The following is a 24,331-nucleotide window of genomic DNA, read 5'->3' on the forward strand; positions in this document are numbered from 1 at the left end:
TTATCCACACCAGCTTTTTAAATTTAAATTTATCCACCATGACTGCTTTTTGCGCAAAATCTGTGGAAATTGCCATGACAGATGTGGATAACTTGGTTAGAATGGCGACCCGCTTTGGTCGCGGTCAGCCTTTTTGATTAACAATGGAATGAATAGGGGATTCACATGCTTTGGACAGACTGCTTAAATCGCTTGCGACAAGAGCTCTCTGGAAATGTCTTTACAATGTGGATTCGCCCGTTGGTTGCAGAAGAGCTGGACGATACCCTGCGTCTTTATGCACCTAATCCGTATTGGACGCGCTACATTCAAGAGCATCATCTGGAACTGATTTCGATTTTGGCCGAACAGCTGTCTGAAGGTCGCGTACGTAAAGTTGAAATTCTGGTGGATTCACGTCCAGGTGCAATTTTATCTGCCAGTGAACAGCCAGCGACGACAACAGCGGCTTTGGAATCTGCACCTGTGGTTGCGCCAGCGCCGCGTCCTAAGAAAGAAAAAGAAGATTCAGGCAAAAATAGCCGTAAACGTCAGCTGAACCCTTTATTTACCTTCTCGTTATTTGTTGAAGGCCGTTCTAACCAGATGGCGGCTGAAACCTGTCGTAAGGTGTTAACCCAACTTGGGGCTTCACAGCATAACCCGCTATTTTTATATGGTCCGACTGGTCTGGGTAAAACCCACTTGATGCAAGCCGTTGGTAATGCTTTATTGCAGGCCAAGCCGAATGCCCGCGTAATGTATATGACTGCGGAAAGCTTTGTGCAGGATTTTGTCAGTTCCCTACAACAGGGCAAGGTTGAAGAGTTTAAGAAAAACTGCCGTTCACTGGATCTTTTGCTGGTTGATGATATTCATTTGCTGGCAGGTAAAGAAGCCAGTCTGGTGGAGTTCTTCTATACCTTTAACGCGTTGCTGGATGAATCGAAGCAAATTATTCTCACCTCGGATCGTTATCCTAAAGAATTGACCGAACTTGATCCACGTCTGGTTTCACGTTTTTCCTGGGGACTTTCTGTGGGTGTGGAACCACCCGATATTGAAACTCGCATTGAAATCTTGCTGAAAAAAGCTGAAAACACTGGTGTAGACTTACCACGTAACTGTGCGCTATTTATCGCCCAACAAGTGGTAGCGAACGTCCGTGAACTTGAAGGTGCGCTTAATAAAGTGGTGGCGATCTCGCGTTTTAAAGGAACGCCGATTGATCTGGATGTGGTACGTGAGTCTTTGAAAGATGTCCTCGCAATTCGTGCCCGGACCATTAGCACTGAAAATATCCAGCGTGTAGTGAGTGAGTATTTTCGCATTCCGCTTAAAGAGCTGGTAGGTCCAAAACGTACCCGTATTTATGCCCGTCCACGTCAGCTTGCAATGGGTCTGGCACGTGAACTGACTGGAGACAGTTTCCCGGAAATTGGTATGGCTTTTGGTGGTCGAGATCACAGTACAGTCATGCATGCCTGCGAAAAAGTACAGAGCTTGCGTGAAGAAGATCCGATCTTCAATGAGGACTATAAAAACCTGCAACGCCTGTTGCAGAGTTGACCTAAAACGCTCAAATTCTGTTCTTGCTATGCGGCCTGTTTTGTCGCATAGTTAACTGCTAAAAATTCAACTTTTATCTTATTAATCTTCAGCTTTAGAGGAATGTACCGTGCGTTTAAAAATCGCGAAAGAAAGCTTACTGAATGTTCTCTCACATGTCGTAGGAGCGGTTGAACGTCGCCATACCTTAAATATTCTTTCAAACCTGAAAATCCAGGTGACTGCTGAAGCTTTGACCGTCACTGGTTCGGATCTGGAAGTGGAACTGGTTGCCAGCACACAATTGGCTGAAGGTGCATGTCTGCAAGCCGGTGAAACCACTGTTCCAGCACGTAAGCTGATTGATATCTGTAAATCTTTGCCATCGGCAGCCCTGATCGACCTGCAAATTACTGATGACCAGCGTTGTATCTTGAAATCTGGAAATAGTCGTTTTGTGCTCGGTACTTTGCCTGCGGATGACTATCCATTACTGAATACTGAAAATACCCAAGGTACACAAGTGACTGTGACTCAGCGCGAATTAAAGCGTCTGTTTGAAAAAACGGCTTTCGCAATGGCTGTGCAGGACGTACGTTTCTACCTGACCGGTACTTTACTTGAAATTGATGCCAATCAGCTTCGTGCGGTAACAACAGATGGTCACCGTCTGGCACTGTGTGAAACAGCAGCACAATCGACTGCAACTCAACCGATTCAAGCCATTGTTCCACGTAAGGCAGTCGCTGAATTGCAACGTTTATTAAGCGTTGAAGATGAGCAGCTTTCTCTGCTGATTGGTCGTGAATTATTGAATGTGACCATTCGCATGGCCAGCCGTGATAAAGAACAGACCGATATCACAGTTCGTTTCACTACGAAACTGATTGACGGTAAATTCCCGGACTACCGCCGTGTGATTCCACGTGGTGGCGACAAGAATGTGATTATTGCGCATGACGTGTTTAAGCAATCTTTACAACGCGTGGCTATTTTGAGTAATGAAAAACTGCGTGGCGTATTCCTGAACTTTAATGCCGGTTCATTACAACTTCGTGCCAATAACCCGGAACAGGATGAGGCGATTGAAGATCTGGCGATCCAGTATGCAGATGCACCACTGGAAATGTCATTCAATGCGCAATACCTGATTGAAGTGCTAGGGGTACTGGACGGTGAAGATGTATCGATGACCATGACTGAAGCGAATCAGTCTGTGCTGGTTCAGGATCCGTCTCATACCGATCAGACCTATGTCGTGATGCCAATGCGTGTCTAAGCGACAGCTGAGCTAAGCCAACGCTATGCATATTACGCGTCTTCATATTGAACGTGTACGAAATTTAAAAACGGTTGCACTCCAGGGATTGCAACCGTTTAATGTTTTTTATGGCCAGAATGGTTCAGGCAAGACTTCAGTACTGGAAGCTATTCATTTACTGGCCACAGGGCGTTCCTTTCGTACCCATATCCCGAAAAATTACATTCAGCATGGTGCCTCGGATGCGATTGTGTTCGCCCAATCGGAAACTGAAAAAGTCGGCATGCAAAAAATGGCCAGCGGGGAACAGCTGATTAAGGTCAATGGTGATGCGATTGCGACTCAAGGCCAGCTTGCTAAAATGTTGCCCTTACAACTGCTTGATCCACAAAGTACCGATATTATCGATCATGGCGCCAAACCACGTCGTCAGTTATTGGACTGGTTAATGTTCCACGTGGAACCAGAGTTTTATCATGCCTGGCAATATTATTCACGAGCCTTAAAACAGCGGAACAGCCTGCTTAAATCCAAACGTTTTCTAAGTTTGTCTGATCTGGAACCGTGGAACCAGATGCTGAGTGAGTATGGCGAGATTTTGCACTCCCAGCGTGTCGGCATCGTGGAACAGTGGAAGCCATTTTTTGAGGATGATCTCAAGCATCTACTGCCTGATCTGGAGATTTCTCTGGAATACAGCCCTGGCTTTCACAGCGAAAACGGCCTGCTGAATGACCTGACCAATCATCATGATAAAGATGTGGAACGACGCTATACCGAATATGGTCCACATCGCGCAGATTTGCGTATCAAGACCCCTTTGGGGGATGCTGATGTGATCCTGTCCCGTGGACAAAAAAAGCTTTTAATGATGGCACTTAAACTGTCGCAAATCGCAATGCTGCATTCTTGTAATAAGGAAACTGTGGTATTATTAGATGATGTGACAGCAGAATTAGATTTAACCGCACAACAACGTTTAATTGAGCGATTGAGCCAGCTTGGTAGTCAAGTTTTTATTACCACTTTAGACCATGAATCAGTACAAAAGCACCTACATGATCTGTCTATCTCATATCAGTTATTCAATGTTGAAAACGGTACAGTTCAAGTTGTTGTGCAATAGTTTTTAAATTTTTACCTATCTTTGGATAAACCTATATTTCACTAGGGAGAAACCATGAGTTCAGAAGATCAAGCTGCTTCTCAAACAGAACAAACCACTGAAAAAGCTTATGATTCCTCTAGCATCAAGGTATTACGTGGTTTAGACGCAGTACGTAAGCGTCCAGGCATGTACATTGGTGATACAGACGATGGTACCGGCTTACACCACATGGTCTTCGAGGTCGTAGATAACTCGATTGATGAGGCGCTGGCAGGTCACTGTGATGAAATTTTAGTGACTATTCATGAAGATGAATCAGTTTCAGTATCAGACAATGGCCGTGGTATTCCGACCGACATTCACCCTGAAGAAGGCGTGTCTGCTGCAGAAGTGATTCTAACCATTCTGCATGCTGGCGGTAAGTTTGATGATAACAGCTATAAAGTTTCTGGCGGTCTGCACGGTGTAGGTGTATCCGTAGTAAATGCGTTGTCAGAAAAACTGGAATTAACTATTCATCGTGCCGGTAAAATCCATGAACAGGAATACCGTCATGGTGACCCACAATTCCCGTTAAAAGTAGTAGGTGAGACCGATAAGACCGGTACTCGCGTGCGTTTCTGGCCAAGTGCTGAAACCTTTAGCCAGACCATTTTTAATGTCGATATTCTGGCACGTCGTTTACGTGAACTGTCCTTCCTGAATGCAGGTGTACGAATCGTATTACGTGACGAACGTATCAATGCCGAATACATTTTTGACTATGAAGGCGGTTTGGCTGAGTTTGTTAAGTACATTAACCAAGGTAAAACCCACCTGAATGACATTTTCCATTTCACCACTCAGGCGGAAAATGGCATTGGTGTAGAAGTTGCTCTGCAATGGAATGATTCTTATCAGGAAAATGTACGCTGCTTTACCAACAACATCCCGCAAAAAGATGGCGGTACTCACTTAGCCGGTTTCCGTGCAGCACTGACCCGTGGTTTAAATAACTACATGGACAGTGAAAATATCCTGAAAAAAGAAAAAGTTGTGGTTTCAGGTGATGATGCGCGTGAAGGTCTGACTGCCATTGTGTCAGTAAAAGTGCCTGATCCGAAATTCTCTTCACAAACCAAAGAAAAACTGGTGTCGAGTGAAGTGAAATCTGCCGTCGAGCAGGCCATGAACAAGGCCTTCTCTGAATATCTGTTAGAGAATCCACAGGCGGCTAAATCAATCGCTGGCAAGATCATTGATGCAGCGCGTGCCCGTGATGCGGCGCGTAAAGCACGTGAAATGACCCGTCGTAAGAGTGCGCTCGATATCGCCGGTCTTCCAGGTAAACTGGCGGATTGTCAAGAGAAAGATCCAGCTTTATCTGAACTGTACCTGGTCGAAGGTGACTCTGCGGGCGGTTCTGCAAAACAGGGCCGTAACCGTAAGATGCAGGCAATTCTGCCGCTAAAAGGTAAGATCCTGAACGTGGAACGTGCCCGTTTTGACCGTATGATTTCTTCTGCAGAAGTGGGTACGCTGATTACGGCACTCGGCTGTGGTATTGGTCGTGAAGAATATAACCCGGACAAGCTGCGTTATCACAAAATCATCATCATGACCGATGCTGACGTGGATGGTTCACACATTCGTACATTGCTGCTGACTTTCTTCTTCCGTCAAATGCCGGAACTGGTGGAACGTGGTCATATCTATATTGCACAGCCGCCGCTGTACAAGCTGAAAAAAGGCAAACAGGAACAGTACATCAAGGACAATGATGCACTGGAAACTTACCTGATTTCGAATGCGATTGATGAGCTGGAACTGCATATCAGTGCTGATGCCCCTGCGATTCGTGGGGAAGCTCTGGCCAATGTGATTACCGATTATCAAACTTCACAAAAGAGTCTGGCACGTTTAACTGTACGTTATCCTGCAAGCTTGCTGGATGCGTTGATTTCACTGGAAGCATTCAAGCTGGATCAGCTGGAAGATAAAGCTTATGTGGAAACCTGGGGTGAAGACCTGCGTGCAGCGATTGAAAAAATCCAGCCAAGTTTACGTCCTGAATTGAGTCTGGAACGTTTTGAAAAAGATGTTGATGGCCAGATCGTAGAAAGCTGGTTACCACGGATTACAATTTATGTGCATAACCTGCCGCATCATTACCTGCTAGATGCTAGCCTGCTCAGCTCAAGTGAATATGCACGTTTACTGAAAAATTCGAAAAGCTGGTTCACGCTGCTTGAAGAGGGTGCTTATTTACAGAAAGGTGAGCGCAAGATTCAGGTCAGCAGTTTCCATCAGGTTTGGCAGCACATTCTGCAAGACTCTCGCCGCGGCATGATGATCCAGCGTTATAAAGGTCTGGGTGAGATGAACGCGGACCAGTTGTGGGAAACTACGATGGATCCGGAAAACCGTAACATGCTACAAGTGACGGTGCAGGATGCAATTGAAGCAGACCGCATGTTCTCTTGTTTGATGGGGGATGATGTGGAACCACGTCGTGCCTTCATTGAAGAAAATGCCTTGAATGCCGATATTGATACCTGATCCATCGGAATAAATCGAAACGAAAAAGCGCCTTTTAAGGCGCTTTTTTTACGTAAATTTTCTATTAATGCCAGATGAACTGTTTAGAATAATTTTAATCTAAGCAGTTTTTAGACCAATGATCTGCTAATGCTAGGTCTTAAAAAACCTAGTTCAGTAGAATCAAGTCTTATTTATAAAGAGGTTTATCCATGGATAGCCAGCTTGAAGAAATACGTGAGATCTGGGCAAATGCATTCTACAGTGGCGACTATGATGTGCTGCGCCACTATGAACATCAGGACTTTCAGGTGGTTTTTGAACAGGAAGGCCGCGTAGAAGGAAGTTATCTGCGTTATGACCGGATCGCTCATGCGGTACAAAATGGCGTATGGAAACCGCTGAAGCCAGACATAGAATATGAAGAATACGAGTACAATGAAGATCAGACCGAATGCCGGATCTTGATTGGACTGGAAAATAATAAACAGCGTCTTCAGGAGATCTGGAAGCTAGAGGATGAATGGAAAATTCTAGAACTTAGATTTTTGAAATCCTGAATTTCAATGATTTATTAAGTTACTTCGAAATTTTTTAAAAATATTTGAATAGTGTTGTTTTAAATCTTACTTAAACCTTGATCAATCGTGTGGATAACTGCAAAGTTATCCATATTTTTTATGTGAATAAGATAGTATTTATCCACAAGTTATATTGTCTTTCTTATCTCTCATTTTTTTAAATTTAAATTTAATTTCTCTATCTTGTGGATAAGTGTTTTTAAATTTAAAATGGGTTTTTGAATTTAAAAGACTAGTTGGAGCCATATCTTCTATGTTCTTTAACGGCAACCAGTTCAGGTGAGTTTTTATCTGTTTTTAATGGTAAATTATATAAATAACTTAAAAATTAATGGTTTATATTGATATTGTAGATTTAATTAACAATCAGCGTGGAACATATTTTAATTATAAAAATCTTCACTGTAGTGAAACTACACAATTAATTTAATAATCAAGTGAACTTTCAATTTTTTATTACTGAATCATAGGCTTATAGATTTTTCCAACTTTTACTTCTATAGCTTAGTTTTTTTAAGCTGGGTCATCACGTGACCTAGTGCCAGTTCATCTGATAAACAGACAATAGATCTGAGCTTTTAAAACTGAAAATAGAAAAAGTATGGTTTATAAAATGGTGATCAAAAATAGAAAAAGCGCCTAACGGCGCTTTCTATTTTTTAATGATTGTATTTATGGGGTCAGAATAATCTTGCGGCAGTCTTCTTCACGTTTATCGAAAATACGATAGCCTTCAGCAGCTTCTTCCAGTTTCATGCGATGGGTAATAATCACTTCTGGAGACAGCTGGCCATTTTCTACATATTCAAGTAATTGTGGCAAGAATTTATGTACATGTGTTTGACCCATTTTAAAGGTCAAGCCTTTATCGAAGGCATCACCAAACAGGAAGCCATGAATTGGACCAGCATATACGCCTGGCACACTCACCACACCACCACGGCGTACTGCGGCGATACATTGACGTAGGGCAAAGCCGCTCGAACCTTCAATTTTTAGATTCGTCATCACAGTTTCAAGCAGACTGCCTTTGGCCTCGAAACCAATCGCATCAATGACAGCATCAACACCACGATGACCGGCAGTATTCTGAATAATATATTCAGCTGCATCGACTTCATCAAAATTCACTGGAATTGCACCATAAGTTTGATGGGCGAAACGCAGACGGTAAGGGTGGTGATCGACCATAAAGATCTGTTCGGCACCCAGCATACGTGCGCAGGCAGCCGACAGTAAACCAACTGGACCAGCACCATAAATCGCAACACTGGAGCCGCGAGTGACCTGGGCATTGGTTACAGCCTGCCATGCAGTAGGCAAGATATCAGTCAGAAACAGGACTTTTTCATCCGGTAATGATCCTGGCACTTTAAATGGGCCCACATTACCTTTAGGCACACGAACATATTCAGCCTGTCCGCCTGGTACACCGCCATATAAATGGCTATAACCAAACAGAGCCGCACCTGGTGGAATTTGTTTCTTATTGATAATTGCACCACGGCCAGTATTGGTATTTTCACAGGCAGCCATCAGTTCATGTTCACAGAAAAAACAGTGACCACATGCAATCACGAAAGGAATAATTACCCGGTCGCCTTTTTTGACTTCTGTGACTTCAGGGCCGACTTCTTCTACAATTCCCATAAATTCATGGCCGAAAATATCGCCATCTTCAGTGGCCGGGATTTTACCCCGGTATAGATGCAGATCTGAGCCACAGATGGCAGTCGCTGTCACCCTTAAAATGACGTCATCTGGTTCCTGAATCACTGGATCTGGAACGGATTCAACTCGTACATCCCGAGCACCATGATAGGTAAGAGCACGCATGCGGATTTCCTCTCTCTAGTTCAACATTAAACAGACTCGTATCAAGGCTGCCAAAAATAAAAAACACTTTTATTAGAGCCTTATGGGCAAAGAAATCGCTGTAAATTAATGTATGAAATAAGACATCCGAGTGTTTAAAAAATAAACTTATATAGGATTTGCGTAATTCACTACAAAATATGTCAAAAAACGGTTTCGATAAAAAAATCAGGGAAAAGATGGAGAGAGCAATATATAAAAAGTATAAAAAAGAGATTAGCTCCAGTTGCAGCTAATCTCTAAGATTTGAATCAAGGTTTAAAACTTAACCTTCCTGAAAAGATTGCTCCAAACTTTCTAGCTCCATCATCAGTTCTAGCATTTGCTCTTCGGCAGTTTCTAGTTTCTGTTTCAGTTCAGTTTGCTCGTTCATAAGTTTCAGCAAGTCATCTTTACGTGCAGCTTCATATAAAGCGCTATCTGCCAGCAATTCTTCAATTTCTGCCAGACGCGGTTGTAACTTGTCGATTTGCGCTTCACATTTTTCAATATTCTTGCGAATCGGGCGAGTCTGCTCACGACGCTGAGCAGCCAGTTTACGCTGTGCTTCTTTATCTACTTTGGCTACCACCACAGGTTTAGCTTCTGTTTCTACTACCTGTGCTTTGGCCAAGGCATTCTGCGCATTGATCTGCTGTTGACGCGCTTCACGTAACCATTTGGCATAGTCCTGCAGATCGCCCTCAAATTCAGTACAATGTCCGGCATGTACTAACAACAATTCATCACATACTGTCGCAATCAATTGACGTTCATGCGAGACCAGTACCACCGCACCTTCAAAATCCTGCAAAGCCATAGTCAGGGCATGGCGCATATCCAGATCCAGATGGTTCGTCGGTTCATCGAGAATCAGTACATTTGGACGCTGCCAAACAATTAAAGCCAAAGCCAAACGGGCACGTTCCCCCCCAGAGAAACTCTCACATGGGGTATCCATGCGCTCACCGCTAAAACCGAAACTGCCGAGAAAAGAACGTAAAGAAGCTTCACTGATTTTTGGATCGGCGATGCGTGCCAGTTGCAGCATTGGGCTAGCATTAGCATCCAAAGCATCCATCTGGTGCTGAGCAAAATAACCGATATTGAGTAATTCTGAGGCCTTACGTTGACCATTTAATAAGGGCAGATCTCCGACTAAGGTTTTGATCAGGGTTGATTTACCTGCACCATTCATTCCCAGTAAACCGATACGTGAATTTGGAGTAATTTGCAGGTTAATTTTGCTGGCAATCGATTTATCGCCATAACCAATTTCCGCCTGTTCCAAGGCCAGAAGTGGTGAACTCATTTTGGTCGGTTCACGGAAACTGAAGGTAAAAGGTGTATCGACATGAGCAGGGACGAGATCCTGCATGCGCTCCAGCATTTTAATCCGACTTTGGGCCTGACGTGCTTTGGTCGCTTTGGCTTTAAAACGGTCAATAAATTTTTGTAGATGTGCCCGGGCTTCCTGCTGTTTCTCAAAGGCCTGTTGTTGTTGCGCCAGACGTTCACTACGAGTTACTTCAAAAGTTGAATAATTACCGGTATAGAGGGTGAGTTCCTGATTCTCAATATGCAGAATATGATCCGTCACGGCATCCAGAAAATCACGGTCATGCGAGATCAGCACCAAAGTGCCTTCATACGCCTTTAACCAGTCTTCGAGCCACAAAATTGCATCCAGATCCAAGTGGTTGGTTGGTTCATCCAGTAATAACAGATCTGAACGGCTCATCAGGGTACGGGCCAGATTCAGACGCATCCGCCAACCGCCTGAAAAGCTGGAAACATCCAGACGGATCTGATGATCCATAAAGCCTAAACCAGCCATCAACTGTGCTGCTTTAGATGGAGCAGAATAGCCATGAATCTCGTCAAAACGGCCATGTAGCTGTGCCAATTCTGCATCGGACAGCTGTTCCGGATGCGCTAATTTAGCCTGTATATCCCAATACTCTTCATCGCCTGACAGAACAAAATCAATGGCTGGCATATCCAAGGCTTTAATTTCCTGAGCCATATGCGCTACGGTCCAAACGGATGGACGAGTCAGCGAACCTTCATCTGCACTCAGCTTACCTAAAAGAGCCGCAAACAGGGTAGATTTTCCTGCGCCATTCACGCCGGTTAAACCAATTTTCCAGCCGGGATGAAGCTGCATGGAGGCTTTTTGAAATAACACTCGCCCACCACGGCGTAACGAAACTTGGTCTAACTGAATCATTGAACTTACTAACAAGGGCAAAAGAGAATGCCGCTATTCTAATGGAAAGCCGGAAGAAAACAAAAAATCTTCGTTGCAGTTTATCCTGTTCAGGCTTTAAAAATTTATAGATTCATATATGATGAACTATGTTTTGAGTAAATACTCTATTTTGTTTAAAAACCGAAAGATAGAGCCATCAAGGTTCATAATAATATTGAGTAGAATAAAAATGAAAAAAGGATTTTTAATTTTATCTGCACTGGGCCTATGGGCTTCGAGTGCACATGCTGCCCCAGTCAATGTCTGTGTATTTGATTTACTGGGGAAATCGGGTGAATCCTTCAAACTGCTGGAAGAATGGGCATTAGCCAGCAAGCAGTGGGGGGCTACGGTTCAATTGATTGCTTATCAGGACGAAGCCAAAGTCGATCAGGATGCCAAAGCCGGAAAATGCGATGGCTTCTATATGACATCCATGCGCGCGCGAGCTTATAACAAATTTGCCGGTTCGATTGATGCGATTGGCGGCGTTCCTAATAATGATATTGCCATGAAAGCGGTGAGTTATGTGCTGGATAAACGTAATACCAAACGGATGACCACCCAGATCGGCAAGGAAAAATTTGAAGTAGCCGGTATTGGCCAGATTGGTCCTGCTTATATCTTTGTCCGTGATCGTAATATGAATAAGTTGGAACATATTAAAGGCAAGAAGTTTGCGGTTCTACATTATGACTATGCCCAAACGATTATGGTGAACCGGGTAGAAGCCGTACCGGTGAATTCGGAAATTTCTAATTTCATCCGTAAATTTAATCAGGGTGAAGTGGATATTGTGGCAGCGCCCGCTTATGCCTTTAAACCTCTCGAAGTGACTAAAGGGCTGGGCCAAAAAGGAGCCATGATTAACTTTCCGGTGGTCAATGTCACGGCAGATCTGATTATTCGACCGGATAAATTTCCGGAACAGTTTGCAGCCAATTCCCGACAATGGTTTGTTAAGCAGTTACCACGCAGCTTCGCGATGGTAAAACGGATGGAAGCAGAAATCCCGCGTAAATATGTTCTGAACCTGAGTCGTGAGGAACAGGTCAGTTATCAGAAAATTCTGCGTGAAGGGCGTATGGATTTAACCAAACAGGGCATCTATGATGCTGGCATGATGACGGTATTAAAACGGGCACGCTGTACTGTGGAAAGAACCAATTTCGAATGCTCAATTAGTGGTGAATAGTTTTAAAATCATGTATATCTTTGTAACTACAGCAAATGAAATGTAATTCAAAGTAGCTAAGCTAAAATATTAAGATGCTGATATATTTATAAAAAAATAAGATAAAAGAAATCAAGAAAAACTGATTTATCTTTATAGGCCAAAAAGCCGCTTTTATCTGGAGTAAATGCTCTATTTTTTTGAAATAAATTTGCTTAATATTTGACGCGTGTACGGACACTCAGCTAACAACAAGATTTCAAAGGATAACTAAAATGAAAAAAACACTCTTATCATTGGCTGCATTTTCTGCATTTGGTTTTGCAGGTGTGGCACATGCAGAAAAGGTCGATATCTGTGTGTTTGACCTACTTGGTAAATCTGGCGAGTCTTTCCAGATGGCTCAGGAATGGGCACTGGCAGCAAAAGGCTGGGGCGCAGATATTAATCTGATCGCTCGTCAGGATGAAGCCGTCGCTGACAATGACTTTAAGGCTGGCAAATGTGATGGCGTATTCATGACCGCCATGCGTGCCCGTCAATATAACAAGTTTGCCGGTTCAATCGATGCCTTAGGTGGTGCTCCAAGTAATGCCATTGCACAGCGTGCGATTAGCTTCGCTTTGGATAAGCGTAATGCCGCTAAAATGGTTACGACCATGGGCGGTAAAAAATATGAGGTGGCCGGGATTGCGCCATTAGGTTCAGCTTTTATCTTTGTACGTGACAAAAACATTAACTCCATTGAAAAAGCGGCAGGCAAGAAGTTTGCTGTTCTTGGCTATGATGATGCGCAAAAAATCATGGTTCAACGTGTAGGTGCTCAGGCTGTAGTGTCTGATGTATCCAACTTCGTGGCCAAGTTTAATAATGGTCAGGTCGATATGGTGGGCGCACCGGCGTATGCGTACAAGCCACTCGAAATCTATAAAGGTTTGGGCAATAGTGGTGCGATGTTTAACTTCCCGGTACTGCATGTTACCTCTGACTTTGTGATTCGTCCGGAAAAATTCCCGGCTGGTTTTGGTCAGAAGTCTCGTGACTGGTTCATTAAAAATCTGCCTAAGAGCATGGCGATGATTAATCGTCTGGAAGCCGGTATTCCAGCGAAATATAAGCTGAATCTGAGCGCGGAAGACAAAACCAAGTACCAGAAGTTATTACGTGAAGGACGTATGGATATGACCAAGCGTGGAATCTATGATGCCAGCATGATGTCGGTATTGAAACGTGCACGTTGCTCTGTCGATAAGGCCAACTTTGAATGTTCACTTTCTGGCGAATAATTTGATTTTTAAGGAAAAAAGCTTAGATTTATCTAAGCTTTTTTTATATTAAACAAAGTCAGATCTGCCATTGCAGATCACGGTAAAGCAGTTAAGCTGATTAAAAATAATGCTTTCATGTTTAGTATAAAAAACAATAACATGTAGCACTTAAAGCAGATAACAAAAACAAGGCAATCAAGGAAAGCAAAATGATGCAGAGAGGATGGAAAGCCCTGGCTGTAGGTGCAACACTCGCGGCAGTTTCAGGTCTGGCTCAGGCTAAACAGGTGGTATGTGTATTCGATCTGGTCGGCAAAAATGGTGACGTTTATGCTGTAATGAAAGACTATCAGCTGGCTGCAAAAAACTGGGGTGCTGATATCGAGCTCAGGGTAAATACCAATGAAGCCGTCGTCGCAGAAGATTTTAAAGCTGGTAAATGTGACGGGATCAGTGTCACTGGTATGCGTGGCCGTCAGTTCAACCGTTTTACTGGTTCACTCGATGCGATTGGTGCAATTCCTGATCTGAACCTGGCGGTAAAAGTTATGCAAGGCCTGGCGAGTCCGACCTTTGCCAAGCTCATGGTTCAAGGCAAGTATGAAGTCGCAGGGGTAATTCCGGTAGGCGATGCCTTCCTGATGGTCAATGACCGGAGTATTAATACTGTTGCAAAAGCAGCAGGTAAAAAAATTGCTGTACTTGACTATGACGAAGCACAAAAAATCATGGTTCAACAAGTGGGTGCACAGGCAGTCAGCGCCGATGTGACCAACTTTGGCTCTAAATTTAACAATGGTCAGGTCGATATTATTGGCGCGCCGGCTGCTGTATTTAAACCGCTAGAACTGCATAAAGGTTTGGGTAGCAAGGGTGCTATTGTGAATTATCCGGTATTGCAGGTCACCGGTAATATTATTATTCGTCCAGATAAATTCCCGGCAGGATATGGACAAAAATCACGTGAATGGGTGAAAAGCCAGTTACCACGTGCTTTTGGAATTTTGGGTAAAATGAAGGCAGATATTCCCTCTAAATACTGGATGGATATTCCTGAAGCAGATAAGCCAGGTTACCAAAAGCTGATGCGTGATTCGCGGATTGATCTGACCAAACGGGGTATTTATGATAAACGCATGATGAAGTTACTCTGGCAATTCCGCTGCAAGCAAAATCCGAAAAACTTCGAATGTGCATTACAGGATGAGAACTATAAACAATCCTGATAAAATTACTCTGATTTGACTTTTAATCTGTACAGACTGACCATATATTGAGTGTGTTATACTTGAAATATGGTCTTTTCTTTTTAAAGACATTCCATTCAACAGAGGAATCCGCCATGAATGCTCAAGCGCTTGTGCTCACCGACAATGCCGCAAATAAAGTACGCCAGTTGCGTGACAGTGAAGGTAACCAAGACTTAATGCTCCGTGTGTATGTCACCGGTGGCGGTTGTTCAGGTTTCTCTTATGGCTTTAACTTTGCGGAAAGCCAAAATGAAGATGATGCAGAATTCGTCAATGGCGATGTCAAAATGCTGGTCGATTCTCTGAGCTATCAATATCTGGTCGGTTCAGTGGTTGACTATGTTGAAGGTCTGGAAGGTTCACGTTTTGTGGTACAAAACCCGAATGCGACCACGACCTGTGGTTGTGGATCTTCATTCTCGATCTAATACCTATCAAGTTGAATAAAAAAGTCCTCATATGAGGACTTTTTTATATCTGAAGAAAGCTTAGCTTTCCAGTTTGACCGCTTCAAGCAGGTCAAAAATCACTGTAGTGACATCCTGACTCAGTTCGCGGTTATTAAATATCTCGTAGGCTGTAATGGTAATGTCCGTATCACTCGGCAACAGACGCTGTTCTTCCTCAATCAAGTCATTGATCGGTAACAAAGTCTGTTTCACTTGCAGATGCAAAATATCCTTAAATTCAAGATTTTCATCATCCAGCTCGATCAGCTGTTCATTGAAATAAGGCAGCAAAATTGAATGAAGATAAGGTTGAATATCCTCGATATCAAAGATCTCGATATCACGGGTTTCATCAATCGTACTAATGTGGTCATTTACTTCAATTAAAATATGGTAGTAACTCACATGAATCTCCAAGAAAGTTGGCCTAAGACGTCCTACTGTTCTTCACAATAACATGAAATGAAACCAAGTTGTATTTTTACTAGCCTAAACACATAAATAATATAGGGAATTAAAACCTGAATGTTATCGGGTATACAATAGGGTCTTGTCTGCCGGACGCAGTTTGAAATCTTGCAGATTCTGTTCACCCAATACCGGATACATCAAGGCTTCCGGATCATTATGATGATAGAGGCCCAAGGCATGGCCCAACTCATGTGCCAAAGTTAAACGTAAATCATCTTTGGCATCAAACTGGTAAATCTGGATCTTATCTCCCATAAAAATACCCTTATGAAACTGGCGTGGGGGAAAACGCTGCTGGGCCTGCTGGATATTTCGCTGATGGCTTTGCACACTGTTTTGATGAACAGAAACCTGCTGGTTAAATGAAGATAGCTGTTCCTGAAGATAGGCATATTCGCGCTTAAAGCTTTCCAGTTTAGGCTTGAGCATTTCCATCTCATACTGAAGCTGTTCACGCTCGGCAGATGAGCTGGCTTGTTGACGGCGTTGCAATAGGGTTTGAAATTCAAACTCAAGCTGACTTTTTTGCTGGATCAGTCGTTGTTGCTGATCTTCCAGATTTTTCTGTGAAACTTGCAGATTGCTGACTTCACGCTGATATCTGGCTTCATCGGCAAGTAACTTTTTTTCGACCTTTTTAAAGGCTTCATAGTCCTGTTGGCGTTGATCATAAATCAGTTGAATGGCCAGCTGAGCATTCTCATCATAAACCATCAGATCATCGCGACTGGTTCCTTCATGCCAGATCTGAATCGCTTCCTGACTTAATTGAATGACCTCATCACGGGTCAAGCCAAAACCGGGATCGACTTGGTCAATCCGGAAACGTAGGCGCGTATCAAAAGGATGGGTCAAACGGTCAGCCAGGGAATTAAATTTTAATTGTGGATGGGTCTTGGTTTGTAGATACAAAAACAGTGACACAATGAAAACGACAATCCCCAGAAAGCTTAAAAGACGCATAGTGTTTTTTTAAATATTGTTTGGCTCAATGTAGCTAAAAAACCAGCAAAATCCTAGCGTCAGAGCGATAAAAAGTGGCAATAAAAAACCGTGCTTATGCACGGTTCTGTTCAGGTCAGATTATGATTTTTTACCTTTCCACTGTTCAACCTGTCTTGGCATATTGGAATGATAGATAAAACCAAGGCCTATACCATTCAATAAGAAGATCATAAATTCAATTAAATATTTCAGGTTATAGGAATGTCTGGTTTGGTGATTAAAGGCATACAGCGTGATTTCAGATTTAAAGATCTGGAAAATAATATAGCTCAGCAATCCAATAGCTAGAATGATAAAACCTTTTCCGGAAGGGTAACGCTGAGGTACAGCCAGGATCAGTAATACAATGATAGCAATCAGGAAACCCAAGGAAAAAGAAGCTTCAATTCCGAAAGTTTGCAGGTAATTAAAAGGCGCGAGTACCACATTCGGCGGTAAGATCAGAAGCAGATTGCCCATCGGGTAGAGCAGCATGATCGCAAGCCCGGAAGCCAGAAGAAAAAGCTTAACAAAATTCTGCATACGTTTTTATTTTTAAGTTATTTATTTCATTATAGTTTAATTAAAAAAGATTCTATTGCCTATGTATTGAACAAAAAAAAGACCGCATAAAATGCGGTCTTTTTCTCAAAGTGACAAATTATTTTTTGTCATCTTTTACTTCAGTGAATTCAGCATCAACTACGCCGTCATCTGCTTTTTGAGCTTGGCCTTCGCCGCCTTGGAATGCATTAGGATCGAAACCTTGTGCACCGCCTTGGCCTTGAGCTGCTTCATAAGCACGTTGGGTGATCGGCATAATAATGTTTTGCAATGCTTCAGTTTTCGCTTTGATTGCTTCAACATCATTTTCTTTCGTAGACGCTTCTAACTCAGAAACCGCAGTTTCGATGGCAGTTTTTTCGTCAGCAGTCACTTGTTCGCCAAGATCTTTTACTGCTTTTTGAGCAGAAGAAACTAGCGCATCCGCTTCGTTACGTGCTTTTGCAAGCTCTTCAAACTTACGGTCTTCTTCAGCATTTGCTTCAGCATCTTTGATCATTGCTTCGATTTCAGCATCAGACAAACCTGAGTTTGCTTTGATCTGGATAGATTGCTCTTTACCAGTGCTCTTATCTTTCGCAGATACTTTCAAGATACCATCCGCGTTGATGTCGAACGATACTTCAATTTGTGGCACACCACGTGGAGCAGGTGGGATGTCGCCTAATTGGAAGTTACCCAACAATTTGTTTTGTTGAGCCATTTTACGTTCACCTTGGTAAACTGAAATGTCTACAGCAGGCTGGTTGTCCGCAGCGGTTGAGAACACTTGAGATTTTTTCGCAGGGATCGTCGTGTTTTTCTCAATGATTGGAGTCAACACGCCACCCATGGTTTCAATACCAAGAGTTAGTGGAGTTACGTCAAGAAGAAGTACGTCAGTTTTATCACCAGACAATACTGCACCTTGGATCGCAGCACCCATTGCGACTGCTTCGTCCGGGTTCACGTCTTTACGTGGCTCGCGACCGAAGAATTCTTGTACTTTTTGTTGTACAAGTGGCATACGAGACTGACCACCTACCAGGATTACGTCAGAGATGTCAGAAGTTGAAAGACCTGCATCTTTCAGCGCAATCTTACAAGGCTCGATGGTACGAGCTACAAGATCAGCCACTAAACCTTCAAGTTTTGCACGAGTTACATTGATCACTAAGTGTTTAGGACCAGTCGCATCTGCAGTGATGTATGGAAGGTTGATTTCAGTTGCGTTAGAAGAAGAAAGCTCGATTTTTGCTTTTTCAGCTGCTTCTTTCAGACGTTGTAACGCAAGTGGATCATTCTTCAAGTTCACGTTTTGTTCTTTCTTGAACTCTTCAACCAGGTAGTCGATCAATGCGTTATCGAAGTCTTCCCCACCAAGGAAGGTATCACCATTAGTTGATAACACTTCGATTTGCTGGTCACCATCAAGGTCAGCAATTTCAATGATTGAAACGTCGAATGTACCACCACCCAAGTCGTATACCGCAACTTTACGGTCGCCTTCTTTCTTGTCCATACCGAACGCAAGCGCCGCAGCAGTTGGTTCGTTGATGATACGTTTAACTTCTAGGCCTGCAATTTTACCTGCATCCTTAGTTGCTTGACGTTGTGCATCGTTGAAGTAAGCAGGAACAGTAATCACCGCTTCAGTGACTGTTTCACCCAGGTAGTCTTCTGCAGTTTTCTTCATTTTTTTCAGAACTTCTGCAGAGATCTGTTGTGGAGCAAGTTTCTTGTCGTTTACTTCAACCCAAGCATCGCCATTGTCAGCTTTCAGGATTTTGTAAGGAACCAGACCGATATCTTTTTGTACCGCCTGGTCTTCATAACGACGACCGATCAGACGTTTGATCGCGAATAATGTGTTTTTAGGGTTGGTTACCGCTTGGCGTTTAGCTGATTGACCAACAAGGATCTCGCCATCTTTGTACGCAATAATAGATGGAGTTGTACGTGCGCCTTCAGCGTTTTCGATAACTTTAACTTTGTCGCCTTCAAGTACTGCAACACATGAGTTTGTAGTACCTAAGTCAATACCAATGATTTTAGCCATTTGGATGTTTCCTCAAAAATTTTTTTGTGATTTACACTTGTTATCCGATATGAGAGCCGTTCAATTTTTTTCAAGTAAATTTTTAGAAAAAATTTCACAAACTCCCGATTTATTTAGCTTAAGCGCCAACCATGACCATTGCAGGACGTAATAAACGACCATTGAGGGCATAGCCTTTTTGCAAGACTGTACCGATTTCATTAGATTTGGCATTTGGATCAATACCGACTGCCTGATGCAATTCAGCATTAAAACCATTTGCGGTATCAACTGCGACTACACCAAATTTCTCTAGTGTATTGAGCAACGCTTTCAGGGTCAGTTCTACGCCTTCACGTAACGGGCCCTGTTCTTCCCCTGCAGCAACAATCGCGCGCTCCAGGTTATCCACTGTATCTAGCAGCTCTTTAGAGAACTTTTCCAGCACAGTGTCTTTATGCTTTTCTGATTCACGCTGAATACGTTCTACACTTTTTTGTGCTTCGTAAACTGCATTGGCAGTGCGTGCTTTTTCTAACTTTAAGTCACCTTCAAGTTGTGCAATCTGCTCTTGTAAAGATTCAACGGTAACTTCTACTTGCTCAGGTTCAGCTTGAGTTTGCTCTACCTCTTGTGTCGCTTGCTCTTGCTCAAGATCTTGAGCTTGTTCGTTCTGCTCAGTTGCCATTGATTTACTCCGTTTAAATGGGTTCTTAAACATGTACAGTCCTTGGGCGTCAGAGTTAACTGCGTTAATACTGAACTGCCATGATTGAAATTTTTAATTATTTAAAGAAATCGGGGCAGGGGCAAAAAATTCAAGCACAAGTACAGATTAATTTTAGGATTTATTTGGATTTAATGACTTTCATAAATGTAGCATCGTATTTTTAGATAGAAATAATAATTTTTATCTGTTTTAAATATTTTTAAGACCGGTGCATCATAGCGTCATTAACAGTGACCTTGTTCTGAGGAGAGAGCTGAACCAGGTTGCTGTTGCCTTATTTTTTAAGCTGTTTTTTCCAGTCGGATCCCTCACACATGGTCCGGCTTTTTTTGTCCAGATTATTTTTTAGACATAAAAGCGATTAATAACTAAGCAATAAAGTATTACACAAAAAATGAGCAACGCTATATTATTCATTTCAGATTCTATCGCTGTAGTTTCTTCTCTTTTTAGAAATGTGTTTTCGTGGCTTATCTTTTCTCTAGATAAGCCTTTTTTTTGCCTGAAATTTGCTACGGTTTTCGACCTATAAAATGAGATCATCTTCATCAAGACTATACTGAGTGAAAACATTTCTTCTATTCAAAGAAAATAACTGGAATGAGATCAAAACCATAAAACCGAGTCCATAAAAAAAGCCCTGATCTAAATCAGGGCCTCTTTTTTTATTTATATTCTGCCTAATCACGACGATTACGTGGTCGCTGCTGTTCCTGTTTACGTCGCTGATCATTCCAGCGTGGATTATTGGAGCGGTTTTGCTGAACCCGTTTACGCTGCTGTTCTGCCACTTTTTTACGTTGTTCCAGCTGCTGGCGACGTTTACCTTCAGCCTGCGCCTGTTTCTGACGCTGGTTACTCAGATTTTTGCGTTGCTGTTCCAGACGTTGTCGTTCCAGTTGAGTTTTACGACGGTCCAGTTCTATTTGCCGACGCCGTTCCTGTTCCCAGTTACGCTGCTGAATATTTTTGCGACGTTCCAGTTCCAGTCTCTTACGCTGCTGTTCGTATTCCCAGCGTTGCCGGTCATAGCGACGATCCTGATCATAGCGATAGTCATAACCTCGATCGCGACGGTCATAACGTCCGTCATAATAACCATCATCAGGAAAAGCCACACAGCCTACGGCTAAAAATGCAGTGGCTAAGGATACCGTTATTATTCTTATCGCCATAAGCTATCTCCTTGTATACAGACTTCTACATCAAAGTCGCAAAAGTGCTGTAAAAATCTCACTTAAACTGTTAATGACATCTGATTAAATTCAGGTTAGCGTATTTGGCAGATAATCTATGTACATTGATATTAAGACTTATATAAGAATATGGTCACTAAAATCCTAATCATGTAGAAAAAATGAAGAATTATGGGAAAAGGATGAAAACTCATGGGTGCGAATAATCCGGTCACAAAATTTGTAATGGATAAGGGGCAGGGCACTGCAGCACGTTTGCTGGATTGCCTGCCGAGCTTTGCACAAGAACGTCTGGTAAAAGCATTGGATTATCCTTATGACTATCCTGATTTGGATCCTTATATAAAATGCTTGATGGCGATTCAGATCAAACAGGGACAGCAGAGTTTTATTAGTGAAGATGCGGTGCGATCACGTCAACTGTTTGATGAACGCATGAAAGCTATTCAGGCGAAACCGACGCCGGTCAAGGCAGTCGAGGATCTGCGTCTGCCATTGCAAAATGGCACTATCTTTGCCCGACATTATCATCCGGCACCACAGAAAAAATTGCCGATGGTCATTTTCTATCATGGTGGTGCATTTATAGTGGGTGGTTTGGATACACATGATGAGTTTTGCCGTTTATTGGCGGTGCATGCCAAGGTGCAGGTACTCAGCGTGGCTTATCCGCTAACGCCCGAATACAGTCCTTTGCAGATGGTACAGGTTTGTGAAGATGCTCTGGCTTGGGTACACCAAAACATTAAGCAGTTGAAAATCTATAAAAACCAGATTGTAGTGGCCGGGGATAGTGCGGGTGGAAATCTGGCGGCAGTAGTTGCGCAGCGGAGTGCCGATAAAATCTATGCACCTCGTGCACAGTTATTGCTTTACCCGGCTGTCGATTTTAAAAGCCGCCATCCTTCTTTTTATGCATACAATCAGGGCCTGGTACTTTCAGCTCAGGATATTGATCTGGTGACCAAGCTATATGCTGAAACACATCAGGTCGAACTGGACGATCCGCTGATTTCACCGACCTATGGTGAACTGAAGGATCTGCCACCTGCCTATGTGATTACTGCCCGTCATGATGTATTGCATGATGAGGGTTCAATCTATGCACTGAAGTTACGTGAGAATGGGGTGCGAGTGTACTATCAGGAATATACGGATCAGGCACACGGTTTTATCAATCTGACCCCAATTCATAAACGCTCAAAAAAACAGGTCATCGAACTCAGCAAGAACTTCCGTAAATTCCTGGATAAAAAAATCTGATTCAGAAATAGATGTAATTAAGGTGTTTCACGTGAAACACCTTTTTTATTTTTTATGGATCTTGGCTTCTGGAAAGACTAGATTAAATTTAGGCACATAGAAGCTTTGTAAATATTTAGCCTTAGAAAAATCCGGGAATATATCCTGAGTATCTTGCCACTCTGCTTGAATGAGCTTGGATAAATAACCCCGGAATTGAGGGCTAAACTGATAATGCTGGGATTTCCAGGTTTGCCGGATTTTTAGCATGGAGCTTGGAAGATGATGACTATTTAAATAGAAAGAACGAGGAGATTTAGGTTTTTTAAGACGAAGCGTCATGCTTTGCTCACGATAAGTAATGCGGCAAATCGTTTCCTGTCCCTGTTCTTGCCAGTCAAACTCTGCATATTCTTTAGGAATACCCCACAAGTGCTGACCATGCACAATAGATTCATGAGTAGAGACATAAATTTTCGGAATAGTCGAAAGACGCCGTCTGCTAATTAAAGGATGATCCATAATGAGCAATTCATCATAAGGACCCACAGGAGAATGATGATAGTGCACTAATAGAACCTGAACGACACGGCCGAGTGGAGATGGCGCAATCCGAAAACTTTGAAATTCACGAATGAAATGAGGGGTAATCCAGTAATTTAGAATAAAACCCTCCCCCTGCAAATGCCAGGGCGGAAATTGATGGACGCTTTTCTCCTGTAGTAATGCATGGCTCATTATTATTCTCTTGTCTTTAGTCGGCAGGTCACTGCATTATTAGTCATGAAAGATTAATATGTTGTGAATCTCAACCTTTCTTTATCAGTAGATGAGTTAAAAAATGTTAAAAAAATCATTATCTGCTATCGCGTTGATCGCATTTAGCTTGCCAAGTTTTGCTGCCAATACCCTGATCGAGATGAAGACCTCATCCGGTAATATCGAAATTGAACTCTTTAATGACAAAGCACCGATTACGGTGAAAAACTTTGAAGAATATGTCAAAAGCAACTTCTATACAGGAACCATTTTCCATCGGGTCATTCCGGGTTTCATGATTCAGGGCGGAGGCTTTGATCTCAACATGCAGGAAAAAGCCAATAATAAAGCTTCAATCAAGAATGAATCAGATAATGGTTTGCAAAACAAACGTGGCACTTTGGCCATGGCACGTACCAACGACCCTAATTCGGCGAAAGCGCAGTTCTTTATTAACTTGGTAGATAACAGTTTTCTGGATCGTTCACCAAGAAATGCTGGATATGCAGTATTTGGCCGGGTCACAAAAGGTATGGAAGTAGTCGATAAGATCGCTCAAGTACCTACTCAGAACTATGGCATGCATCAGGATGTTCCGAAAACAACTGTGAAAATCAACAGTGTGACCATTAAAGCACCAAGCGTGAAAAAGTAAGTGAAAAATAAAACATAAATGTTTTGTTTATATTTTCTTTGGAATATTATGAACTTATGTAACAATTGGTAGGAAAATGAACTAATTTGGTGCATAAAAATGAAACAGTCATGATTAGTGTGCGTTAAAAGCACTTGCTTGTGTAGGAAATTGCCCTATAATGAGCTCATACCGACGAGATAGACGGAAATGAACGAAGCAGATTGCTGAGTTGTTAAGTTTATTGAAGTCCAGCTTCTAGCACTGACGAGGTGTTAGAAAGATCATTAAGAGATTATGAAGAACAACTTGTGTGGATTTTTACTGGTTGATTGATCGAAATTATTTTCATTGATTGATTGGTTTAAATTACTCGAAGTTTATTTGAGCGAAATTTAAGTCAGAAAATTGATGAGCCAAGTTTAAGAACTTTACTTATAAAGTTCGAAATGATTTTAACTGAAGAGTTTGATCATGGCTCAGATTGAACGCTG

General features: G+C 42.5%; 20 protein-coding genes. 11 read left to right on the plus strand and 9 right to left on the minus strand.

The window, feature by feature from the left end:
- The first annotated feature begins 165 nt into the window (after nucleotides 1-165).
- The 5 genes from dnaA (at nucleotide 166) to FTU46_RS13670 (ending at nucleotide 6,973) form a co-directional block, all read left to right on the plus strand.
- Nucleotides 166-1,548, plus strand: a complete 1,383-nt coding sequence (gene dnaA / locus FTU46_RS13650; protein ID WP_004780349.1) for a chromosomal replication initiator protein DnaA — start codon at nucleotides 166-168, stop codon at nucleotides 1,546-1,548.
- A 109-nt stretch (nucleotides 1,549-1,657) separates the two neighbouring features.
- Complete coding sequence (gene dnaN, locus FTU46_RS13655; RefSeq protein ID WP_159124285.1) at nucleotides 1,658-2,806, plus strand: DNA polymerase III subunit beta; 1,149 nt, start codon at nucleotides 1,658-1,660, stop codon at nucleotides 2,804-2,806.
- Between the two features lie 25 nt (nucleotides 2,807-2,831).
- The gene (recF, locus tag FTU46_RS13660) at nucleotides 2,832-3,914 is read left to right on the plus strand and encodes a DNA replication/repair protein RecF (RefSeq protein WP_179993059.1); all 1,083 of its coding nucleotides are present in this window, start codon (nucleotides 2,832-2,834) and stop codon (nucleotides 3,912-3,914) included.
- Between the two features lie 54 nt (nucleotides 3,915-3,968).
- Nucleotides 3,969-6,434 (plus strand): DNA topoisomerase (ATP-hydrolyzing) subunit B, encoded by a 2,466-nt coding sequence (gyrB, locus tag FTU46_RS13665; RefSeq protein WP_166139278.1) that lies wholly within the window; start codon nucleotides 3,969-3,971, stop codon nucleotides 6,432-6,434.
- A gap of 191 nt (nucleotides 6,435-6,625) precedes the next feature.
- Nucleotides 6,626-6,973, plus strand: coding sequence for a hypothetical protein (locus tag FTU46_RS13670; RefSeq protein WP_180012252.1), 348 nt, complete (start codon nucleotides 6,626-6,628; stop codon nucleotides 6,971-6,973).
- 693 nt (nucleotides 6,974-7,666) lie between these two features.
- Here FTU46_RS13670 and FTU46_RS13675 read toward each other — a convergent pair.
- On the minus strand, nucleotides 7,667-8,830 hold the full coding sequence (locus tag FTU46_RS13675; protein WP_159124281.1) for a zinc-dependent alcohol dehydrogenase: 1,164 nt from the start codon (nucleotides 8,828-8,830) through the stop codon (nucleotides 7,667-7,669).
- Between the two features lie 304 nt (nucleotides 8,831-9,134).
- On the minus strand, nucleotides 9,135-11,078 hold the full coding sequence (locus tag FTU46_RS13680) for an ATP-binding cassette domain-containing protein (protein ID WP_180105183.1): 1,944 nt from the start codon (nucleotides 11,076-11,078) through the stop codon (nucleotides 9,135-9,137).
- A gap of 211 nt (nucleotides 11,079-11,289) precedes the next feature.
- On the opposite strand from FTU46_RS13680, the gene FTU46_RS13685 reads away from it, so the two are divergent.
- The 4 genes from FTU46_RS13685 to erpA all read left to right on the plus strand — a co-directional run bounded on the left by FTU46_RS13685 (nucleotide 11,290) and on the right by erpA (nucleotide 15,219).
- On the plus strand, nucleotides 11,290-12,294 hold the full coding sequence (locus tag FTU46_RS13685; protein WP_159124291.1) for a putative solute-binding protein: 1,005 nt from the start codon (nucleotides 11,290-11,292) through the stop codon (nucleotides 12,292-12,294).
- Nucleotides 12,295-12,548: 254 nt separating this feature from the next.
- A complete protein-coding gene (locus tag FTU46_RS13690) occupies nucleotides 12,549-13,559 on the plus strand; it encodes a putative solute-binding protein (protein ID WP_004780360.1) in 1,011 nt (336 codons plus the stop codon).
- A gap of 194 nt (nucleotides 13,560-13,753) precedes the next feature.
- Nucleotides 13,754-14,767 carry a putative solute-binding protein gene (locus FTU46_RS13695; RefSeq protein ID WP_180105190.1) on the plus strand — a complete coding sequence of 338 codons (1,014 nt, stop codon included), beginning with the start codon at nucleotides 13,754-13,756 and terminating at the stop codon, nucleotides 14,765-14,767.
- 116 nt (nucleotides 14,768-14,883) lie between these two features.
- The gene (gene erpA, locus FTU46_RS13700; RefSeq protein WP_004780362.1) at nucleotides 14,884-15,219 is read left to right on the plus strand and encodes an iron-sulfur cluster insertion protein ErpA; all 336 of its coding nucleotides are present in this window, start codon (nucleotides 14,884-14,886) and stop codon (nucleotides 15,217-15,219) included.
- 60 nt (nucleotides 15,220-15,279) lie between these two features.
- Here the strand turns inward: erpA and FTU46_RS13705 are convergent, their stop codons facing one another.
- The 6 genes from FTU46_RS13705 to FTU46_RS13730 all read right to left on the minus strand — a co-directional run bounded on the left by FTU46_RS13705 (nucleotide 15,280) and on the right by FTU46_RS13730 (nucleotide 21,181).
- Nucleotides 15,280-15,657 carry a hypothetical protein gene (locus FTU46_RS13705; RefSeq protein WP_162835342.1) on the minus strand — a complete coding sequence of 126 codons (378 nt, stop codon included), beginning with the start codon at nucleotides 15,655-15,657 and terminating at the stop codon, nucleotides 15,280-15,282.
- A gap of 111 nt (nucleotides 15,658-15,768) precedes the next feature.
- Nucleotides 15,769-16,674: a matrixin family metalloprotease gene (locus FTU46_RS13710; RefSeq protein ID WP_180105184.1), complete on the minus strand. Its 906-nt coding sequence runs from the start codon at nucleotides 16,672-16,674 to the stop codon at nucleotides 15,769-15,771.
- A 120-nt stretch (nucleotides 16,675-16,794) separates the two neighbouring features.
- Nucleotides 16,795-17,190: a hypothetical protein gene (locus FTU46_RS13715; RefSeq protein ID WP_257218537.1), complete on the minus strand. Its 396-nt coding sequence runs from the start codon at nucleotides 17,188-17,190 to the stop codon at nucleotides 16,795-16,797.
- 166 nt (nucleotides 17,191-17,356) lie between these two features.
- Nucleotides 17,357-19,297 carry a molecular chaperone DnaK gene (dnaK, locus tag FTU46_RS13720; RefSeq protein WP_104426786.1) on the minus strand — a complete coding sequence of 647 codons (1,941 nt, stop codon included), beginning with the start codon at nucleotides 19,295-19,297 and terminating at the stop codon, nucleotides 17,357-17,359.
- A 118-nt stretch (nucleotides 19,298-19,415) separates the two neighbouring features.
- A complete protein-coding gene (gene grpE, locus FTU46_RS13725; protein ID WP_166138659.1) occupies nucleotides 19,416-19,964 on the minus strand; it encodes a nucleotide exchange factor GrpE in 549 nt (182 codons plus the stop codon).
- A gap of 722 nt (nucleotides 19,965-20,686) precedes the next feature.
- Entirely contained in the window at nucleotides 20,687-21,181 is a 495-nt protein-coding gene (locus FTU46_RS13730; RefSeq protein WP_180105185.1) for a hypothetical protein, read from the minus strand.
- A gap of 213 nt (nucleotides 21,182-21,394) precedes the next feature.
- Here FTU46_RS13730 and FTU46_RS13735 point away from each other — a divergent pair, with 213 nt between their 5' ends.
- On the plus strand, nucleotides 21,395-22,465 hold the full coding sequence (locus tag FTU46_RS13735; RefSeq protein ID WP_180105186.1) for an alpha/beta hydrolase: 1,071 nt from the start codon (nucleotides 21,395-21,397) through the stop codon (nucleotides 22,463-22,465).
- Nucleotides 22,466-22,510: 45 nt separating this feature from the next.
- Here FTU46_RS13735 and FTU46_RS13740 read toward each other — a convergent pair whose 3' ends face one another.
- Complete coding sequence (locus FTU46_RS13740; protein ID WP_180105187.1) at nucleotides 22,511-23,182, minus strand: acetoacetate decarboxylase family protein; 672 nt, start codon at nucleotides 23,180-23,182, stop codon at nucleotides 22,511-22,513.
- A 103-nt stretch (nucleotides 23,183-23,285) separates the two neighbouring features.
- Here FTU46_RS13740 and FTU46_RS13745 point away from each other — a divergent pair, with 103 nt between their 5' ends.
- Nucleotides 23,286-23,858: a peptidylprolyl isomerase gene (locus FTU46_RS13745; protein WP_180105188.1), complete on the plus strand. Its 573-nt coding sequence runs from the start codon at nucleotides 23,286-23,288 to the stop codon at nucleotides 23,856-23,858.
- The last annotated feature ends 473 nt before the right edge of the window (nucleotides 23,859-24,331 follow it).

This window comes from Acinetobacter sp. YH12108 (genome assembly GCF_013419055.1).
Classification (GTDB): Bacteria; Pseudomonadota; Gammaproteobacteria; order Pseudomonadales; family Moraxellaceae; genus Acinetobacter.

Bases quoted from the DNA above. Each gene is read 5' to 3' on its own strand.
- dnaA (WP_004780349.1), top strand. From the start codon at position 166: ATGCTTTGGACAGACTGCTTAAATCGCTTGCGACAAGAGCTCTCTGGA.
- recF (WP_179993059.1), top strand. From the start codon at position 2,832: ATGCATATTACGCGTCTTCATATTGAACGTGTACGAAATTTAAAAACG.
- gyrB (WP_166139278.1), top strand. From the start codon at position 3,969: ATGAGTTCAGAAGATCAAGCTGCTTCTCAAACAGAACAAACCACTGAA.
- FTU46_RS13670 (WP_180012252.1), top strand. From the start codon at position 6,626: ATGGATAGCCAGCTTGAAGAAATACGTGAGATCTGGGCAAATGCATTC.
- FTU46_RS13675 (WP_159124281.1), bottom strand. From the start codon at position 8,830: ATGCGTGCTCTTACCTATCATGGTGCTCGGGATGTACGAGTTGAATCC.
- FTU46_RS13680 (WP_180105183.1), bottom strand. From the start codon at position 11,078: ATGATTCAGTTAGACCAAGTTTCGTTACGCCGTGGTGGGCGAGTGTTA.
- FTU46_RS13685 (WP_159124291.1), top strand. From the start codon at position 11,290: ATGAAAAAAGGATTTTTAATTTTATCTGCACTGGGCCTATGGGCTTCG.
- FTU46_RS13690 (WP_004780360.1), top strand. From the start codon at position 12,549: ATGAAAAAAACACTCTTATCATTGGCTGCATTTTCTGCATTTGGTTTT.
- FTU46_RS13695 (WP_180105190.1), top strand. From the start codon at position 13,754: ATGCAGAGAGGATGGAAAGCCCTGGCTGTAGGTGCAACACTCGCGGCA.
- erpA (WP_004780362.1), top strand. From the start codon at position 14,884: ATGAATGCTCAAGCGCTTGTGCTCACCGACAATGCCGCAAATAAAGTA.
- FTU46_RS13710 (WP_180105184.1), bottom strand. From the start codon at position 16,674: ATGCGTCTTTTAAGCTTTCTGGGGATTGTCGTTTTCATTGTGTCACTG.
- FTU46_RS13715 (WP_257218537.1), bottom strand. From the start codon at position 17,190: ATGCTGCTCTACCCGATGGGCAATCTGCTTCTGATCTTACCGCCGAAT.
- dnaK (WP_104426786.1), bottom strand. From the start codon at position 19,297: ATGGCTAAAATCATTGGTATTGACTTAGGTACTACAAACTCATGTGTT.
- grpE (WP_166138659.1), bottom strand. From the start codon at position 19,964: ATGGCAACTGAGCAGAACGAACAAGCTCAAGATCTTGAGCAAGAGCAA.
- FTU46_RS13730 (WP_180105185.1), bottom strand. From the start codon at position 21,181: ATGGCGATAAGAATAATAACGGTATCCTTAGCCACTGCATTTTTAGCC.
- FTU46_RS13735 (WP_180105186.1), top strand. From the start codon at position 21,395: ATGGGTGCGAATAATCCGGTCACAAAATTTGTAATGGATAAGGGGCAG.
- FTU46_RS13740 (WP_180105187.1), bottom strand. From the start codon at position 23,182: ATGAGCCATGCATTACTACAGGAGAAAAGCGTCCATCAATTTCCGCCC.
- FTU46_RS13745 (WP_180105188.1), top strand. From the start codon at position 23,286: ATGTTAAAAAAATCATTATCTGCTATCGCGTTGATCGCATTTAGCTTG.